The sequence below is a fragment of the Sphingopyxis sp. genome (assembly GCF_035686825.1).
In the GTDB taxonomy this organism is placed as follows: Bacteria; Pseudomonadota; Alphaproteobacteria; order Sphingomonadales; family Sphingomonadaceae; genus Sphingopyxis.
The window spans coordinates 121,781-139,345 of sequence record NZ_DASRYZ010000006.1; the positions used below are offsets into that span (position 1 = coordinate 121,781).

15 protein-coding genes are annotated in these 17,565 nt (G+C 66.5%); 5 read left to right on the forward strand and 10 right to left on the reverse strand.

Annotated features, from left to right (window positions below; genetic code table 11):
• Nucleotides 1-42: 42 nt before the first annotated feature.
• The 3 genes from VFG17_RS14030 to VFG17_RS14040 are packed head-to-tail and all read right to left on the reverse strand — an operon-like array spanning nt 43 to nt 3,829.
• Nucleotides 43-594, reverse strand: coding sequence for a SixA phosphatase family protein (locus VFG17_RS14030; RefSeq protein WP_325030003.1), 552 nt, complete (start codon nt 592-594; stop codon nt 43-45).
• Between the two features lie 57 nt (nt 595-651).
• Entirely contained in the window at nt 652-3,402 is a 2,751-nt protein-coding gene (locus VFG17_RS14035; protein ID WP_325030004.1) for an ATP-dependent DNA helicase, read from the reverse strand.
• A 58-nt stretch (nt 3,403-3,460) separates the two neighbouring features.
• The gene (locus VFG17_RS14040; protein ID WP_325030005.1) at nt 3,461-3,829 is read right to left on the reverse strand and encodes a PilZ domain-containing protein; all 369 of its coding nucleotides are present in this window, start codon (nt 3,827-3,829) and stop codon (nt 3,461-3,463) included.
• A 106-nt stretch (nt 3,830-3,935) separates the two neighbouring features.
• Between VFG17_RS14040 and VFG17_RS14045 the strand changes: the two genes are divergently transcribed.
• Nucleotides 3,936-5,537, forward strand: a complete 1,602-nt coding sequence (locus VFG17_RS14045; RefSeq protein ID WP_325030006.1) for a lysine--tRNA ligase — start codon at nt 3,936-3,938, stop codon at nt 5,535-5,537.
• On the forward strand, nt 5,534-6,025 hold the full coding sequence (locus VFG17_RS14050) for an asparaginase domain-containing protein (RefSeq protein WP_325030007.1): 492 nt from the start codon (nt 5,534-5,536) through the stop codon (nt 6,023-6,025). The genes VFG17_RS14045 and VFG17_RS14050 overlap by 4 nt, the downstream gene beginning before the upstream one ends.
• Here the strand turns inward: VFG17_RS14050 and VFG17_RS14055 are convergent, their stop codons facing one another.
• Complete coding sequence (locus tag VFG17_RS14055) at nt 6,026-7,057, reverse strand: fatty acid desaturase family protein (RefSeq protein WP_325030008.1); 1,032 nt, start codon at nt 7,055-7,057, stop codon at nt 6,026-6,028. It abuts the gene before it with no gap.
• Between the two features lie 147 nt (nt 7,058-7,204).
• On the opposite strand from VFG17_RS14055, the gene VFG17_RS14060 reads away from it, so the two are divergent.
• Nucleotides 7,205-9,844 carry an EAL domain-containing protein gene (locus VFG17_RS14060; RefSeq protein ID WP_325030009.1) on the forward strand — a complete coding sequence of 880 codons (2,640 nt, stop codon included), beginning with the start codon at nt 7,205-7,207 and terminating at the stop codon, nt 9,842-9,844.
• Between the two features lie 22 nt (nt 9,845-9,866).
• Here VFG17_RS14060 and VFG17_RS14065 read toward each other — a convergent pair whose 3' ends face one another.
• From VFG17_RS14065 to VFG17_RS14085, 5 genes are all read right to left on the reverse strand, one after another.
• A complete protein-coding gene (locus VFG17_RS14065; RefSeq protein WP_325030010.1) occupies nt 9,867-11,105 on the reverse strand; it encodes a mechanosensitive ion channel family protein in 1,239 nt (412 codons plus the stop codon).
• Between the two features lie 122 nt (nt 11,106-11,227).
• Nucleotides 11,228-12,499, reverse strand: coding sequence for an amidohydrolase family protein (locus VFG17_RS14070; protein ID WP_325030011.1), 1,272 nt, complete (start codon nt 12,497-12,499; stop codon nt 11,228-11,230).
• Between the two features lie 282 nt (nt 12,500-12,781).
• Nucleotides 12,782-13,756 (reverse strand): RcnB family protein, encoded by a 975-nt coding sequence (locus tag VFG17_RS14075; RefSeq protein ID WP_325030012.1) that lies wholly within the window; start codon nt 13,754-13,756, stop codon nt 12,782-12,784.
• Nucleotides 13,757-13,889: 133 nt separating this feature from the next.
• The gene (locus tag VFG17_RS14080; protein WP_325030013.1) at nt 13,890-14,435 is read right to left on the reverse strand and encodes a (2Fe-2S)-binding protein; all 546 of its coding nucleotides are present in this window, start codon (nt 14,433-14,435) and stop codon (nt 13,890-13,892) included.
• 27 nt (nt 14,436-14,462) lie between these two features.
• Entirely contained in the window at nt 14,463-15,227 is a 765-nt protein-coding gene (locus VFG17_RS14085; protein WP_325030014.1) for a class II aldolase/adducin family protein, read from the reverse strand.
• Between the two features lie 276 nt (nt 15,228-15,503).
• On the opposite strand from VFG17_RS14085, the gene rpsU reads away from it, so the two are divergent.
• Both rpsU and VFG17_RS14095 read left to right on the forward strand, forming a co-directional pair.
• Nucleotides 15,504-15,710 (forward strand): 30S ribosomal protein S21, encoded by a 207-nt coding sequence (rpsU, locus tag VFG17_RS14090; RefSeq protein ID WP_037510267.1) that lies wholly within the window; start codon nt 15,504-15,506, stop codon nt 15,708-15,710.
• A gap of 168 nt (nt 15,711-15,878) precedes the next feature.
• Complete coding sequence (locus VFG17_RS14095) at nt 15,879-16,406, forward strand: FKBP-type peptidyl-prolyl cis-trans isomerase (protein WP_325030015.1); 528 nt, start codon at nt 15,879-15,881, stop codon at nt 16,404-16,406.
• Nucleotides 16,407-16,440: 34 nt separating this feature from the next.
• On the opposite strand, the gene VFG17_RS14100 is transcribed toward VFG17_RS14095, so the two are convergent.
• On the reverse strand, nt 16,441-17,565 hold the full coding sequence (locus VFG17_RS14100; protein ID WP_325030016.1) for an AI-2E family transporter: 1,125 nt from the start codon (nt 17,563-17,565) through the stop codon (nt 16,441-16,443).

Genomic DNA, 17,565 nt, shown 5'->3' on the forward strand with positions numbered 1-17,565 from the left:
ACGGGATGGGGGCGGCGATCCCGACGTGACGCCGGGGATGGCTCAATCGTCGTCCATCGCCGGGGCGAGCGTGGGGTCGAGGTCGCGGGGGCGGATGAAGTCCGCGAAGCGCGCCATGTTCACGTCGAGATCGTGCCAGTCGGTGATGTCGAGATCGAGGCGAGCGAGGGCGGAGGTCGGGAGCTTTTCCTCGACCTTGGTGCGCAGCTCGTCGCCCGCCGTTTCGGGAACGAGCATCAGGATCAGGTCTTCGAGGCCGGGGTTGTGGCCCGAGATCAGCAGATGCTGCGCGTCGCGGCCGGTGTCGCGGATCACGTCGATCAGCGTCGCGGCCGAGGCGAGATAGATGCGGCGGTCCCAATGCGGTTCGAGCGCGTCGAGGCCGGCGGCGGGCTGGAAGATGTCGAGCGTTTCGGTCACGCGCACCGCGGGCGAGGCGATGATACGGTCGACCGGCAGTTTCCGCCGTTTCAGCCACTGGCCGATCAGTTCGGCGCCGCGCTGGCCCCTTTTATTAATCGGGCGGTCGAAGTCGCGCTCGACGGCCACGTCCCAACCCGACTTGGCGTGGCGCAGGATGGTCAAAGTTTTCAAAATATCTCCCCGCGATCCCGCGCTTATGCCCTCGTTCGCGGGCCTTGTGCCGCAAACTTATGACGGTGAAAAGGCGGGAAAGGCGCTTTTTCGCCTTTCGACATTCGCCGCGGCGACATGGTTGACCGCTTCGTCGAGCGGCAGGCGGCGGATGGGGGTGCCTTCGGGGAAAGCGCCGAGCAGCCGCGAGGGAAAGCTGGGCGAGAGCATCACGAACTGGCCGAAATCGTCGGCGCGGCGGATCAGGCGGCCGAACGCCTGCCCGATGCGCGCGCGGATCACCATGTCGTCATAGGCGCTGCCGCCCTGCGCCGCGCGCCGCGCCGCGTGAAGGATCGTCGGGCGCGGCCATGGCACGCCCTCCATCACCACCAGCCGGAGCGAATCGCCGGGGACGTCGACGCCGTCGCGCAAGGCATCGGTGCCGAGCAGCGAGGCATGCGGATCGGCGCGAAAGATGTCGACGAGCGTGCCGGTGTCGAGCGGGTCGACATGCTGCGCGAAGAGCGGCAGCCCGGCACGCGCGAGCCGGTCGGCGATGCGCGAATGGACGATGCGCAGTCGCCGGATCGCGCTGAACAGGCCGAGCGCGCCGCCGCCCGCGGCCTCGATCAACCGGCTGTACGCGCCGGCGAGCGCGGGCAGGTCGCCGCGCGCGATGTCGGTGACGATCAGCACTTCGGACTGGCGCGCATAGTCGAACGGGCTCGGCACCGCGAAATGCTGGACGCCGCCGTCCATGTGGCGCGCGCCGGTGCGGATGTCGGCGTCGGTCCAGCCGCCGTTTCCTTTGGCGCCCCGGCCATGCCCGCCGCCGCGCAAGGTCGCCGAGGTGACGAGCACGCCTTGCGCCGGGCGATAGACGACCTCGGCGATCGGGCGTGCGGGGTCGAGCCAGTGGCGGTGGAGGCCGCAATCATATTCGCGCCCGTCGTAGCGGTCGACCGCGAGCCAGTCGACGAAGTCGGGGTCGGCGGGACCGCCGACGCGCCCGAGCAGCGACAGCCAGCCGCCCAATGTGTCGATCCGCGTGCCGAGGCTGTGGCGCGCGCCGTCGACCCTTGCCCGCGCTTGCCCGTCGAGCCAGTCGGGCGGGTCCTCGATCAACGCCTCGAGCCGTTTGCCGAGCGCCATCAGCGGACGGAGCAGCGCCTCGATCGCGTCGCCCGCGCTCGCGGCGGCGGTGACGAGTTCGGGGTCTGGATCGGCGAGTTCGGTTTCGAGGCCATAGCCGGTGTCGGCGGTGCGGCTGTCGATGCCGCGCGCATAGACCATGGCGCGCACCGCGACGAGCAGCCGTTCGATCGCGCCCCACGGCTCATTCTCGGAAAGACGGCCGAGCCAGCCGTCGCCGGGGAGTTCGGCGGCGGCGTGGATCGCCGCCTGAATCGCCTTGTCGCCGGCCTCGTCATAGCTTGCCACATCGGCGAGACGCGCGGCGAGCCCGCGCCGCCGTCCACGCGACTTGCCCTCGGGCCCGAGCACCCAGCGGCGGATTTCGACCGCTTCCTGTCCGGTGAGCGCGGCGGCGAACATGCTGTCGGCGGCGTCCCACAGATGATGGCCCTCGTCGAAGATCAGGCGGGTGGCGGGGGCGCCACCGTCGCGCGGACGCGCCGCCTGCACCATCGTCAGCGCATGATTGGCGATGACGATGTCGGCCTGCGTCGCGGCGCGCGCCGAATGTTCGATGAAACATTTCCGGAAATGCGGGCAGCCCGCATAGATGCACTCGCCGCGCCGGTCGGTGAGCGCGGTGGTGCCGTTGCGGCGAAAGAGCGCGGGGAGCCAGCCGGGCAGGTCGCCGCCGACCATGTCGCCGTCGCGGCTGTAGGCGGCCCAGCGCGCGACGAGTTGCGCGAGGATCGCGGCGCGGCCCGAAAAGCCGCCCTGCAGCGCATCCTCCAGGTTGAGCAGGCAGAGATAATTTTCGCGGCCCTTGCGCACGACGACTTTTTCGCGGTGGGTCGCGGCGTCGGGGTAGAGCCGTTCGGTCTCGCGCGACAATTGGCGCTGCAGCGCCTTGGTGAAGGTCGAGATGCAGACGCTGCCCGCCGACTGGTCGATCCATTGCTTGGCGGGGGCGAGGTAGCCGAGCGTCTTGCCGATGCCGGTGCCGGCCTCGGCGACGAGCATCTGGGGCGCGTCCTTGCGCTCGCGCGGGGCGAAGATCGCGGCGGTCGCGCGCGCATAGTCCTGCTGTCCCGGGCGGCGTTCGGCGCCGTCGCCGGTCAGCTGATCCAGCCGCGCGGCGACGTCGGCTTCGTCGATCGTCACCTGGCGCGGGGCGCCGCGCGGCGATTGCTCCTCCCATTCGGGGAGGCGCGCGAAGAGCCACCGATCATTGGCGTCGGGGCGGGCGAGGCGCGGCTGGACGAGCGGCGCCCACGACCAGCGCTGGCGCGACAGTGCCTCGACGCCGTGCCACGCGCCTTCGCGTTCGGGCCAGTCGGGATCGTTCAGGCTCGCGAGCATCGCCGTGGCGGCCTGGGGCAGGAAGGCGGCGATATCTTCCTCGGCCTTGGGCGGCGTCAGTCCAACGGCAGCGGCGATTCCCGCCGGGGTCGGCACCGCGAAGCGTGCGGGATAGAGGAAGGCGAACAGTTCGAGCAGGTCGAGCCCCGAGAGTTCGGGATAGCCGAGCCGGTCGCCGGTCAGCGTCGCGTTCAGCAGCAAATGCGGGGTCGCCGCGACCGCTGCGATCGCCTCGCCGCGCCCGACGCGCTGGATGCGGCCGTGCGTGTCGGCGATCCAGATGCCGATGTGGCTCGCGTGGATCGCGGGCAGGGTGAGCGGATCGGGCGCCATCCTCCCTAGCTAGGGACAAAAGAGGAACGCGGCAAGGCGGATGGGAGCCCGGCTAGGCTCAGCTCAATCCGCGGCGCCCGAATACCGCCGGGCGGTTGCGGTGGAAAATCTGCGCGGGTTCGATCATCGCCGCGCTCCGTGCGCTCTGGAGCGCCTTGTGGAGCGCGCCATGCGTCAGTTCATAGGGAAAGCGCACGCCCATGCGGTCGAATTCGGACCACATGACGACGGCGTAGGTGACTTCGCCGCCATAATGGATTTCGCAGCGCGAGCGCGCCGGCATGCTCGCCCCGTCGACGCGTGCGCCGCCCTCCGACAGGTCGGTGATCCGGCCGTCGACGAAGTTGAGGATGCCGTTGACGGTGACGTCGATCGACACCGGGGTGCGTTTGTGGCCGCGGGGTGCGGGAAGGCGGAAATTGTCCATGGCCGGGACATTATGGCTTCATGGTAAATTTTCCGGTAACGATGTTGGGCCGCGGCGGGACAATTTTGCCTTTCGATTTGGCCTCGCTTGCCGCTATGGGCGCGGCATGACCGACTTGCACCTTCACCCTTCGCTGCGCGAGCCCGCGCAAACGTCCAAGGCCTGGCCGTTCGAGGAAGCGCGCAAGCTGGTCAAACGCTATCCGGAGGGCAAGCCGGGAGGCGACCCTGTATTGTTCGAGACTGGCTATGGCCCGTCGGGGCTGCCGCATATCGGCACCTTCAACGAAGTGCTGCGCACGACGATGGTGCGGCGTGCCTATGAGGCGCTGACCGGTGGCGCGGCGACGCGGCTCGTCGCGTTCAGCGACGACATGGACGGCCTCCGCAAGGTTCCCGACAATGTGCCCAACGGCGACATGCTGCGCGAATATCTGGGCAAGCCGCTGACCGCGATCCCCGATCCGTTCGGCAAGTTCGAAAGTTTCGCGCACCATAACAATGCGATGCTGCGCGAGTTTCTCGACCGTTTCGGCTTCGAATATGAATTCGTGAGCTCGACCGAACAATATAAGGCGGGGGCGTTCGACGACGCGCTGAAGAATGTGCTGCGCCACAATCAGGATATCCTCGACATCATGCTGCCGACGCTGCGCGCCGAGCGCGCCGCGACCTATTCGCCGATCCTGCCGGTCAGCCCCAAGTCGGGGATCGTGCTGCAGGTGCCGGTGACGGTCGTCGATGCCGATGCCGGCCTCGTCTCGTTCGAGGATGAGGGCGAGACGATCACGCACAGCATCCTTGGCGGCGGTGCGAAGCTGCAGTGGAAGGTCGACTGGGCGATGCGCTGGGTCGCGCTCGGCGTCGATTACGAGATGTACGGCAAGGACCTGACCGACAGCGGTGTCCAGTCGGGCAAGATCGCCAAGGCGCTCGGCGGGCGCAAGCCCGAGGGGCTGATCTATGAGATGTTCCTCGACGAGAAGGGCGAGAAGATTTCGAAGTCGAAGGGCAATGGCCTGTCGATCGAGGAATGGCTGAGCTATGGCAGCGAGGAAAGCCTCGCTTTCTTTGCGTTTCGCGAGCCCAAGGCGGCGAAGCAGCTCCATATCGGAGTCGTGCCGAAGGCGGTCGACGAATATCTGCAGATGCGCGGCAATTATCCGGCGCAGGACGGCGACAAGAAGCTCGGCAATCCGGTGCATCACGTCCATGTCGCGCGCGGGCAGGATGTGCCGGGTGCCGAGCTGCCGGTGACCTTCGGGCTGCTGCTCAATCTCGTCGGGGTGATGGGCGCCGATGCGTCGAAGGAACAGATCTGGCGCTACCTCGGCCAATATGTCGACGGTGCCGATGCCACGACTTATCCCGAGCTCGACCGGCTGATCGACAATGCGATGGCGTATAACCGCGACTATGTCGCGCCGACGCTGAAGCGCCGCAAGCCGGCGGGTGGCGAGGGCGCGGCGCTCAAGGAACTCGACGCCAAGCTCGCGGCGCTGCCCGCCGATGCGTCGGCCGACGATATCCAGAATATCGTTTACGAGATCGGCAAGAATGAGGCCTATGGCTTTGAAAACCTGCGCGATTGGTTCAAGGCGCTCTACGAGACCTTGCTCGGATCGAGTGCCGGGCCGCGCATGGGCAGCTTCATCGCCCTGTTCGGGATCGACAACACGCGGCGGCTGATCGCCGAGGCTTTGGCATGAGCGATGTCATCGACATTTTCACGACCGGCGGGACGATCGACAAGGTCTATTTCGACGCCTTGAGCGAGTTCCAGATCGGCCCCGCGGCGATCCCTGACATGCTGCGCGAGCACAATGTTCATGTTCCGCACCGGGTGACGCAGCTGATGCGCAAGGACAGCCTCGAATTGGACGATGCCGACCGCGAGGCGATCCGCGCCGCGGTCGCGGCGAGCGACGCGTCGCGTATCCTCGTCACGCATGGCACCGACACGATGGTCGTCACCGGGCGCGTGCTCGCGGGGATCACCGGCAAGACGATCGTGATGACGGGGGCGATGCAGCCCGCCTCGGTGCGCGCGAGCGATGCCGAGTTCAACGTCGGATTCGCTTTAGCCGCTGTGCAGACGCTGCCGCCCGGCGTTTATGTGGCGATGAACGGGATGATTTTCGACCCAGAAAAGACGGTCAAGGATCGCGCCGGGTCGCGCTTCGTGCAGGAAGGCTGATCAGCCGGCGGCCGTGACCCGCTGCAGCACCGCGGCGTAATTCGGCGCGATCGTCATCGCATCGTGCTTGCCCGCGCGGCCGAGCGCGGCGTGGACCTGCGGCAGGCGGTAGCAGGGCACGCCCATGAACAGATGATGTTCGGCGTGATAATTCACCCAATATGGAGCAACCGTCGCGCGCGCGAGCCAGCCCGCGTGGGTGGTGCGCGCATGGGTGAACGGATCCTCGCTGCCCGTCGTCGTGCAGGCATGTTCGGCGATGTTGCGGATGCGAAGGTAAAGCTGGAAGGTCGTCGCGAGCCCGGCGAGCCAGAGCAGGTAAGGCGTCCAGCCATAGAGCGCGAGCGACAGCGCGAGCAGCACCGCCTGGACGATCAGGAAACGCCCGACCGCGCGCGTCACCGCCATCGCGCCGGCGACGTCGATCGTCGGTGACGTCATGCCGTCGTCCGATTGCTTGTTGAACGGCGTTCCGGCCTTGGTGCTCGCGCGGCTTTTCTGCGCCTGCTCGCCGCGCAGCATCGCCTTGAGGCCGGCCAGCGCGAAGGCGAATTGCGCCATGCGCTGCTTGAAGAAGGTCTGCCCGGTGAGGTCGCGCAGCATCTTGCGGCGCAGGCTGGCGCGCGTCGTGGGGAAAGGCTTCGACAGCGACAGGTCGGGGTCCTCGGGCTGCTGGGTGAATTTGTGATGCTGGAGGTGATAGGTGCGGTAGGCGATCAGGTCCGACCCGACCGCCGCGCCGGTCAGCCATTGGCCGAGGAAATTGTTGATTTTGCGGTTCGGGTGGAGCGCGCCGTGCGCCGCGTCGTGCATCAGGATCGCGAGCCCGAGCTGGCGTCCGCCGACGAAGATCACCGCGAGCAGCCATGCGAGCGGGTTCTGCGACCAGGCGGCGAGGCCGACGAGCGCGATGCTGACGATCCACGCATGCGCCACCAGCCAGATGCCGCGCCACGACGAGGCGCGCGTGATCGCCGACCATTCGGCGCGGTCGAAAAAGCGGTCGGGCGGAAAAAGGCGGACGGCGGGCATGGCCCATCTATAACAAGTTGCGAACCGAAACGTAACCCCTTCCGTTTTGGCACAATATCGGCGGAAATCAGCGCGTCGCGGTAAGGATTTGGTTACCCCTTCCGGCCAGTGAAAACGGCGATCACAGAAGCGGGGAACGAGGGAAAGTTGGGGATAAGGCGCGCCACCATCGGACCGGGAGCGGGCGATCCGGCGACGGGCGAATCGCTGTTCGATTCGCCCGAGTTCGTCACCGCCGTCATGCGCGTCGCGAAGCTGTGGCATTATGTGCTGATCGGCCGCGTCCTCGCTTTTCTGAGCTTTGCCTTCCTGCCGGGCGCCGCCGGCTTCCTCGACCATCTCTCGCACTGGCTGGTGATGGCGGCCGGGCTGCCGTGCGACGTCGCGCTGATGGTGATCGGCCAGGCGATGCGCCGGCCGCGACCGATCACGCACCAGCGCGTGCGGACGATGGCGATGCTGTGCATGGCGCTGATCGCGCTCGGTTCCTTGCTCAACGCGGCGGCGATGTTCGCCGCGATCGCGGTTCCCGACGAGGGCAGCTATTTCGACGCCTTCACCGCGATCCATGTCGGGTCGCTGCTGGTCGCGGCCTCGGCGGCGGCGATCGTGCGGCCGGCCTTCTTCACCTTTGCCGGGGCGACGGTGCTCGGCGGCGCGATCGGGGTCGCGTCATGGCCGTTCGGGGTCGCCGGTTTCATCTTCCTTGGCTTGCTCATCGCGATGATGCGCGAGGATGTCCGCCATCAACGGCGCGCGACGCGCGCGGCGCGCCTCGCGATCGGCGACCAGCAGCGCGCTCTCAACCTGATGCGCGATTTCGAGCGCGCGGGGCGCGGCTGGTTCTGGGAAACCGATCGCGACGGGCGGCTCGTCTATATCTCGCCGACCGTCGCGGCGCGCCTAGACCGGCCGCTCGCCCACCTGCTCGGCCATCCCTTTACCGACATCATCCGCAAGCGCGTCGGCAAGGACGAAAGCGAGGAACGCACGCTGGGGTTCAGCCTGTCGTCGCGAACCCCGTTCAAGGAGCTGACGGTGCAGGCGGCGGTGCCCGGCGAGGAACGCTGGTGGTCGATCTCGGGCCAGCCGATCAGCAACGAGTTCGGCAATTTCCAGGGGTTTCGCGGCAGCGGGACGGACCTGACCGACCAGAAGAGGTCGGAGCGCGAGATCAACCAGCTCGCGCGTTATGACACGCTGACCGGCCTCGCCAACCGGCGCCACATCACCGACCTGCTCGAACGCGCGCTGAAAAGCCACAGCGGCCAGCCGCAGCCGTGCGCGCTGCTGCTGATGGACCTCGACCGGTTCAAGGCGGTGAACGACACGCTGGGACACCCGGTCGGCGACCAGCTGTTGCAGCAGGTCGCGGGCCGGCTGACCCAGATCATCGGCGACAAGGGGCAGGTCGGTCGCCTCGGCGGCGACGAGTTCCAGATCGTCGTGCCGCAGATGAGCCAGCCCGAAAAGCTGGCGGGCATCGCCAATGCGATCATCCTGAGCCTCGCCAAGCCCTTCGCGATCGAGGGCGAGCAGGTGCGGATCGGATCGTCGATCGGTATCGCGGTTTCGGACGGGCAGGGGGTGAGCGCATCGGCGCTCGTCCGCAACGCCGACCTCGCGCTCTATGCCGCGAAGGATGCGGGGCGCGGTGTCTATCGCTTCTATGCCGATGCGATGCACAATCAGGCGAGCGAGCGCAAGGCGATCGAGGACGCGCTACGCGACGCGCTGGCGAAGGACGAGCTGCAACTGCTCTATCAACCGATCGTCGACGTCACGAGCGAGCGCATTTCGGGGTTCGAGGCGCTGATCCGCTGGCATCATGCGACCGCGGGCACGATCAGCCCGTCGAAGTTCATCCCCATCGCCGAGGAATCGAACCTGATCGTCCCGATCGGCGAATGGATCATCCGCTCGGCCTGCGCCGCGATCGCAGAGCTCGGCCCGGGCTACCGCGTCGCGGTGAATGTCTCGCCGCGCCAGTTCGCCAACGAAAAGTTGCCCGCGACGATCGTGAACGCGGTGTCGGCGGCGGGCATCCGGCCCGAGCAGCTCGAGCTCGAGATCACCGAGGGGGTCTTCCTCGACGAAAGCGCCGAGAATCTGGGGATGTTCCAGAAATTGAAGCGTACCGGGGTGCGGCTGGCGCTCGATGATTTCGGCACCGGCTATTCGGCGCTCGGCTATCTGAAGAAAGCGCCGTTCGACAAGATCAAGATCGATCAGAGCTTCGTTCTGGGCGCCGCCGACAAGAACAGCATGAACGCCGCGATCATCTCCTCGATCGTCGGCCTTGCGACCGCGCTCGACATGGAGACGACCGCCGAGGGGGTCGAGACGCACGACGATCTCGCGCTCGTCCGCGGCCTCGGGTGCAGCCATGTCCAGGGCTATATCTATGGGCGGCCGATGGACCTCGCCGAAGTGCTCGAAATGCTCCGCGAGGGCGGCGGACGCGTCGAGGCCAAGGGGTTCAAGAGCGCGCGCGAGGCGCGGCTGACGGTCTTCCGCACGATCCAGATCGAAAGCGGCGGACATCGTTACGAGGCGATCGTCCGCAACATGTCGTCGCGCGGCGCACTGATCGAGGGACTGTGGAACGTGCCTGCGGGAACGCCACTGACGCTCGAATTCGGGCCTGGCCAGCCGGTCGATGCGACGGCGCGCTGGTCGGCGGGCAACCGCGTCGGCGTCCAGTTCGCCGACGCGGTCGAGATCGAGGCGCTGATCGGGCCGAAGACCACCGCGCCGGCGCGCGGACGGGTCCGCCGCGCCGCTTGACCCCTGCCGCGCGCCGCAGCAGTCAGGCCGCGAGGCCGCGCCGCAGATCGAGCCCGCTCGGTTCCTGGAAAGCACGGAGGCCGAATTCGGGCAGGATCGCCAGCAGATGGTCGAAGATGTCCGACTGGATATCCTCATAGGCGTTCCACGCGGTCGTGTTGGTGAAGCAATAAATTTCGATGGGCAGCCCCTGCGGGGTCGGTGCGAGCTGGCGCACGATCATCGACATGCCCTTGGCGATGTGTGAATTGGCGCGGAGATACTCGACGATATAGGCGCGCAGCGTCCCGATGTTGGTGACGCGGCGGATGTTGACGGGGTCGCGTCCGGCCCGTTCCGCGGCGGCGTTCCATTCGCCGAGTTCGGCCTGCTTGTGCCCGAGATACTCGTCGAGCAACTGGAAGCGGCGCAGCGCCTGCTTTTCGTCGGGTGTCAGAAAGCGGATGCCGTTCTGGTCGATGAACAGCGAGCGCTTGATCCGCCGCCCGCCCGATTCGGACATGCCGCGCCAATTCTTGAAGCTTTCCGAAATCAGCCGGTGGGTGGGGATGGTGGTGATCGTCTTGTCCCAATTCTGTACCTTGATCGTGTGGAGCGCGATGTCGATCACGTCGCCGTCGGCATTGAGCGCCGGCATTTCGATCCAGTCGCCGACGCGCAGCATGTCGTTCGACGTGAGCTGCACCGAGGCGACGAGCGACAGGATGGTGTCCTTGAACACCAAGAGCAGCACCGCCGCCATTGCGCCGATGCCCGACAGGAGGAGGAGGGGCGACTGGTCCATCAGTGCGGCGATGATGAGGATCGCCGCGCCGCCATAGAGGATGATCTTCAACAGCTGGACATAGCCCTTGATCGGCCGGCTCGCCGCATCGGGGCGGTGGTCGTAAATCTGGTTGCCGAGGCTGAGCGCGCGGCTGATCGCCATCGCGACGAACAGGATGATCGACGCGGCGGCGACATTGCTGATGACGGTGACGACGGCGAGCGGCAGGTGCGGAACCGCAGCGATGCCGTTCGATATGATGAACGCCGGGACGATATGGGCAAGCCGCGCCGCGACGGGCAGCGGGGTGAGCCCCTCGTGCGGCAGCCACCGGGTGACGATGCGCAGCACGATATGCTTGACGATGAAATTGGCGACCCAGGCAAGAAACAACAGGATGCCGAGGCCGATCAGCGTTTCGGCCCAGGGCGGGAGGTCGGCGAGGAAGGGGATGGAATTGGCGGTCGAAAGGCTTTCAATCGTGAATTGGCGCATAGCGTCATGCCCGCAAGGCGGCGGGTCGATCTCCTTTGGCTGTGAGTGAAGGCGCGAGGGTGGACGACGCGGCCCGCCGTGTCAAACGACCTAGCGCGAGGCGCGGGCGCGACGGCCGATGATCAGTCGGCGATGCGGCCGCGCGCCATTACCCAGTCGACCTTTTCGAGCGTCGTGACATCGGCGAGCGGGTCGCCGCTGACCGCGATCATGTCGGCCGACATGCCCGGCGCGATCCGGCCGATCTCGTTTTCCATCGACAGCAGCTTCGCGGCGACCGTCGTCGCGCTGGCCAGCGCTTCGCGCGGGGTCAGGCCATATTTGACGAGCAGCGCGAACTCGCCGCCGTTGCGGCCATGTTCGAACACGCCGGCGTCGGTGCCGAAGGCGACCGGGACGCCGAGCGCCTTGGCGCGCGTCACCGCCTTGCCGACATCGTTCAGCGTCATGCGCACCTTGTCTTCGACCGTCGGGGTGTAGATGCCCTTGCCGAGCCGCTCGCGGATCCCCTCGAACGCCATGAGGGTGGGGACGAGATAGGTGCCCTTGGCCTTCATCACCTTCAGCGTCGCATCGTCGGCGAAGGTGCCATGCTCGATGCTGTCGATGCCCGCGGCGGCCGAGGCGGTGATGCCGCCGGCGCCATGCGCGTGCGCCATGACTTTCAGCCCGAGCGAATGGGCGGTGTCGGCGATGCTTTGCAGCTCGGCGCTGGTGAAGTGGCCTTCGAGCCCGCGCGCCTGTTGCGACAGGACGCCGCCGGTCGCGGTGATCTTGATGACGTCGGCGCCGGCGCGCGACGCCTTGCGGACCTTTTCGGCGCATTCGAGCGCGCCGGTGCAGGTGTAGCCCATGTCGAGCACGTCGTGGACATCCTCGCGAAAGCCGGTGACGTCGCCGTGGCCGCCGATAATCGACAGCGCCGGGCCCGCGGCGACGATGCGCGGCCCTTCGATAAAGCCGTTCGCGGTGCCGCGGCGCAGCGCATAGGCGGTATATTGCGCCGACCCCGCCTCGCGCACCGTGGTGAAGCCCGCGCGCAAGGTGATCGCGGCGTTTTTCGCGCCGACGACGACGCCCCATTCGTCGGGGTCGACCGCCGCGGCGCGGTAATCGTCGCCGGGATCGCCGGTCAGGTGGACGTGGAGGTCGACGAGGCCGGGGAGCAAAATCTTGTCGCCGAGATCGACGATTTCGGCGCCCGCGGGGGCATCGGCGCGCCCGGGGGCGATCGAGGTGATGCGGCCGTCGGTGACGATGACGGTTGAGGGGCCCTGCGCGGGCTTGCTGGCGTCGGTGATGACGCGAGCCGCATAGACCACCGTGGTTTTCGCGTGCGCCGTCGTTCCGAGCAGCGCCAGCGTCGCTGCCGCGACCATTCCCAGTTTACGCATGAAGTCTCCCCCTGTCTGATCCCGCCATCGTGGCGGAGCGGGCGGGGGAGGGCAAGGGGGAACGCAGCGTCGGCATTGGGGTGGGGAGCGGACGGCAAACTACCCTCGCTTCGTCATCCCGGACTTGATCCGGGATCCACGACGACGGCGCAGCTATGGATCCCGGATCAAGTCCGGGATGACGATGAAGGAACGTCCGCTCCCAGTCGAAAAGCAGCCATGCAAAAAAAGGGGCCGGTCAAGCCGGCCCCTCAGTTTGTCATCTGATAACCGAAAGGAATATTACCAGAAGAAATCGTAGATCACGTCGACCACTTCGCCCGAATAGGTATCGACCAGAAGCGCGTCGTCATAATAGCGGACCCAGCGATAGCCCCCGTAAGCAGGCGGCAGGCGGTAATAGCCCGGATCGTTGATCCAGTAGCGCTGGCTGTAGAAGAGCGAACCGAGCGTGAAGCCGATGCTGAACCGCGAATAGCCGCGCCCGCGATACGGGTTGTAATAGCGCGGCAGGCGGTAATAGCTGCGGTTCCGGTCGCGCCAGCTGCGCCAGTCGTAGCGGCGGTCGCTGCGCCAGTCGCGGTTCCAGCGATTGTGGCCCCGATCCCAGCGATCGTTGCGGCCATCGCGATAGCGCCGGTCTACGCGGTCGTTGTTGTTGCGGTCGTACCGCCGATCGATCTGGCCGTCGCGGTTGCGATCGTAACGCCGGTCGCGCTGGTCGATGCGGTTGTTGTTGTTGCGATCCCAGCGGCGATCGAGGTCGCCGTTGCGATTGCGGTCATAACGCCGGTCGACGCGATTATTGTCGTTGCGGTCGTACCGCCGATCGACCTGACCATTGCGATTACGGTCCCACCGGCGATCGATGCGGCCGTCGTTGTTGCGGTCGTAGACTCCGCTACGCTGGCGCTGAGCCTGGCGCTGCTGATCATTGCCGCGCTGTCGCCATTGCTGGCGCTGCTCATTATCGCCGCGCTGTCGCCACTGCTGGCGTTGCGCCTGACGCTGCTGATCATTGCCGCGCTGACGCATTTCGCTGCGCTGCTGACGCTGGACCTGCCGTTGCTCGCTGCGCTGGCGCTGCGGGCGGGCTTCGCCGCCGCGGTTGCCGCCGCGCCGCACTTCGGGGCCTCGCGGGCCCCGGTCGCCACGCTGCGCGATCTGGATCCTCTCGCCAGACGCCTGCGCGGCGGCCGGGGCAATGGGGGTCAAAATCGTTGCTGCGATCAGCAACCCTCCGAACATCTTCTTCATCTCGCCATTCTCCAACTCATGTCCCGTTTGCTGGAGACGCCAGCCGGGATGATGAAGCGATTCTTACCATTGGCAAGATGATCGATGGCTGACCGCGCCGTTGCCTATTGTTCAGCTAGATGAACGGGGGCGTTCAGCTGCCGCGCGGCGGGCGCAGCGCGGGGACGGCGCGCGCGGCGTCCTCGGGGCGGATGCCGGGGGGCGGCGCGGCGGCGATGCGCTCCTCGCCGCGGATCACCCGGCCGGCGAGGCGGATCGCGGTGCGGATACGCGGATAGGTGCCGCAGCGGCAGATTCCCGTCATCGCGCCGTCGATCTCGGCATCGCTCGGGTTGCTGTTCGCGCGCAGCAGCGCCGCCGCCGACATGATCATCCCCGACTGGCAAAACCCGCATTGCGGCACCTGCTCGGCGACCCACGCCTGCTGCACCGGATGGCTGCGGTCGCGCGACAGGCCTTCGATCGTCGTGACGAAGCGGCCTTCGCATTCGGCAATGGTGACGAGGCAGCTGCGAATCGCTTCGCCGTCGATGTCGACGGTGCAGGCGCCGCAATCGCCGGTGCCGCAGCCATATTTGGTCCCCGTCAGGTTCGACGCGTCGCGCAGCGCCCACAAGAGGGGCGTTTCGGGGTCCATGCGATATTCGACCGGGCGGTCGTTGACCGAGAATCGCGTCATGCCGCCCCTGTTAGCGCGTCGGCGCGATTAGTCACGCCAGCTCGTGTCGATCTTGTCGACCTTGCGTACCATCGCGTCGAATTCGGCTTTGCCCGCCTGGCCGGGGATCGAGGCCATGAACAGGTCGCGCTGGTGGACCGCGATCACCTCCTGCGGCACGGTGATCGGCTTGCCCATGCTCATCGTCGCGAGCTGGATTTCGCACGCGCGCTGGAGCGCCCAATATTTGATGAAGGCCTCGGTCAGCGTCTTGCCCATCACGACCGGGCCGTGGTTCTTGAGCATCAGGATGCGCTTGTCGCCGAGGTTCTGGACGAGGCGCTCGCCTTCCTCCTCGCGCACCGTCACGCCCTCGAAATCATGGTAGGCGAGCTGGCCAGCGAAGTTGCAGGCGTAGAAATTGACCGGCTGGAGTCCGCCTTCGAGCGCGCAGACCGCCACCGTCGCGGTGGTGTGGGTGTGGATGATCGCGTGCGCGTCGGGAAGGACGCGGTGGAACAGGCTGTGCTGGACGAAGCCCGCCTTGTTGACGTGCCAGGGATTGTCCTCGTCGACCTTGTTGCCGTCGATGTCGATCTTGATCAGGCTCGACGCGGTCACTTCGCTGAAGTGCATGCCATAGGGGTTGATGAGGTAGCTGCCCTCCTCGTCGGGGACCTTCACCGTGATGTGGTTGAAGATCATCTCGTCCCAGCCCATCATCGCGAAGATGCGATAGCAGGCGGCAAGCTCCTGCCGCGCCGTCCATTCGGCTTCGCTATATTTGCTGTTGCGCTTGAGCTGGGTCGCCATGGCCTGTCCCTCATTATGATGTTAGTTTCGTCCTGCTACCTATGCCATAAGGATGGGGCGCGGCACAATCCCGGGGAGGGCAGGGCGGTCCGACAGCGCGGCGGGCGCGGCTCGCCGCGCAGGGGCTTGCATTTTGGCGCGAATCTCTCTAGTTGGCGCTTCATCGGAACGTCGCGTCATCGCGGCGCTCTTTTTATTGCCCGAATATCGGCGATTTACGGCAAACCGGCTTCCCGGTGCCCAAATCGTTTTGACGAACAGGAGACGACACGGCGTATGCAGATCATCGTTCGCGACAATAATGTCGACCAGGCCCTTCGCGCGCTCAAGAAGAAGCTGCAGCGTGAGGGCGTGTATCGCGAAATGAAGCTGCGCCGTCATTACGAGAAGCCCAGCGAAAAGCGTGCCCGCGAGCACGCCGCCGCCGTCCGCCGCGCCCGCAAGATGGAGCGCAAGCGGATGGAGCGCGACGGTATCAAGTAAGACCGTCTCCCGTTCGGGATCCTGATCGAGAAAAGGGCGCCGCGGCAACGCGGCGCCCTTTTTCGTTATGCGTGGATGCATATTGTCTATGGACCGTTCTGCGCCGCTCCGCCTATAGGCCTCGCCAGCATTTTCGCCCCGGCCGGGGCAGCGGAAGGATTAGCCAAGATGAGCGTAACGACGGTTCCATTGCGTCCGGTGAGCAAGGGTGGGCTGTGGCTGATGTGGTTCGGCCTCGCGGCGCTGCTGGTCGCGGGCGCGGCCTTTGCCTGGCATATGACCCCGCGCATCGGGTTCGAGGTCGTCAAGGAAGGCACCGGGCCCAGCCCAACCAAGGCCGATGTCGTGCTGGTCAAATATGAAGGCAAGCTCGACGACGGCACGGTCTTCGATTCCAACGAACAGGCGCCGATGCAGGTTGCGCAGGTCGTCCCCGGCTTTTCCGAAGCCCTGACCCGCATGAAGAAGGGCGGCGAATACAAGATCAGCATTCCGCCGCAGCTCGGCTATGGCGACCGCGCCGTGGGCCCGATCCCCGCGAACAGCACGCTGCACTTTGCCGTCACTTTGCTCGACTTCCGCTCGGAAGCCGAGGTTCGCGCGATGCAGCAGCAGATGCAGCAAATGCAGCAGCAACAGATGATGCAGCAGCAGGGCGGTCCGGCCGGCCCGCCGCCGGGCGTGCCGCAGCCGTAACCGGCAAACAGGTTTAGCCAAAGCGGCGGTGGGCTTAGGGGCCCGCCGCCGTTTTCGTTTTGGCGGCGCCGGCGTTGCGCTCGGCCTCGCGTTCGAGCGCGACCTTGATCATCGCGACGATCGGGTCGGCGAGGAACAGTCCCATCAGGCCCAGCAGCGCGCCGAACAATATCTGCGCGCCGAGGACGAGCGCGGGGGCGAGGTCGACGGTCTTTTTCGCGACCATCGGGACGATCAGATAGCCGTCGACCGTCTGGACCACGAAATAGATGGCGATCGCCCAGAGGCCGGTGTCCATCCCCGCCGAAAAGCCGACGAGGACGAGCAGTACGCCCGAGACGATCGCACCGATATTGGGGATGAAGGCGAGCAGGCCGGTGAGCAGCCCCATCAGCGCCGCCATCGGAATGCCGACCGCGAGGCAGGCGAGCCAAGTGCCGATTCCCTCGACGAGCATGCCAAGCAGGCGCCCCGCCATCAGCCGCCGCAGCGTGAAGCCCATGCGCGCGGTGGTGATGTAGAAATTCTCGCGGCTTTTCATCGGCAGCATCCACGCGACGCCGCGTTCGTAAAGCCGCGGTTCGATCGCGATGAAGATGCCGAGGACGATGATCATCACGAGGCTGGTGAGCCCGCCGAGCACGGTGCCGACCGCGGCGGTGACGCGGCCGACGGTGCCCGCGATATTGTCGGTGATCGTCTTGGTATCGAGCTGGAAATTGCCCATGCCATGATTGCTCGCCCAGGCGGCGATGCGCTCGATCTGTGCCATCACGACGGTCTGCAGCGTCGCGGCCTGATCGGCGATCTGCGAGCCCGCGAACATGATCGTCCAGCCGAGGAAGGCGAGGAGCGAGAGGCAGACGATCAGCAATCGCCAGCCGCGTCCGATCGGCAGGATGCGGCCGAGCAGGCGCGTGCCGCCGTCGAGCATCGACGCCATGACGATGGCCGCGAAGATCAGCAGGATGGGCTGGATCAGGACGATGCACACGCCGATGAGGAGCGCGAGGCCGAGCCACACGCCCGCCTTCAAAAGCTCGGAGCGGACGAGATGGCTGCGGATTTCGGTGGGGCCGGGGGCTTCGCGGTGCGCCTCGGCCTTGGCGGCGGCGGAGGCGGCGGTGCGCGTTGCTGCTGGTTTTCGTGTCGCCGCCAT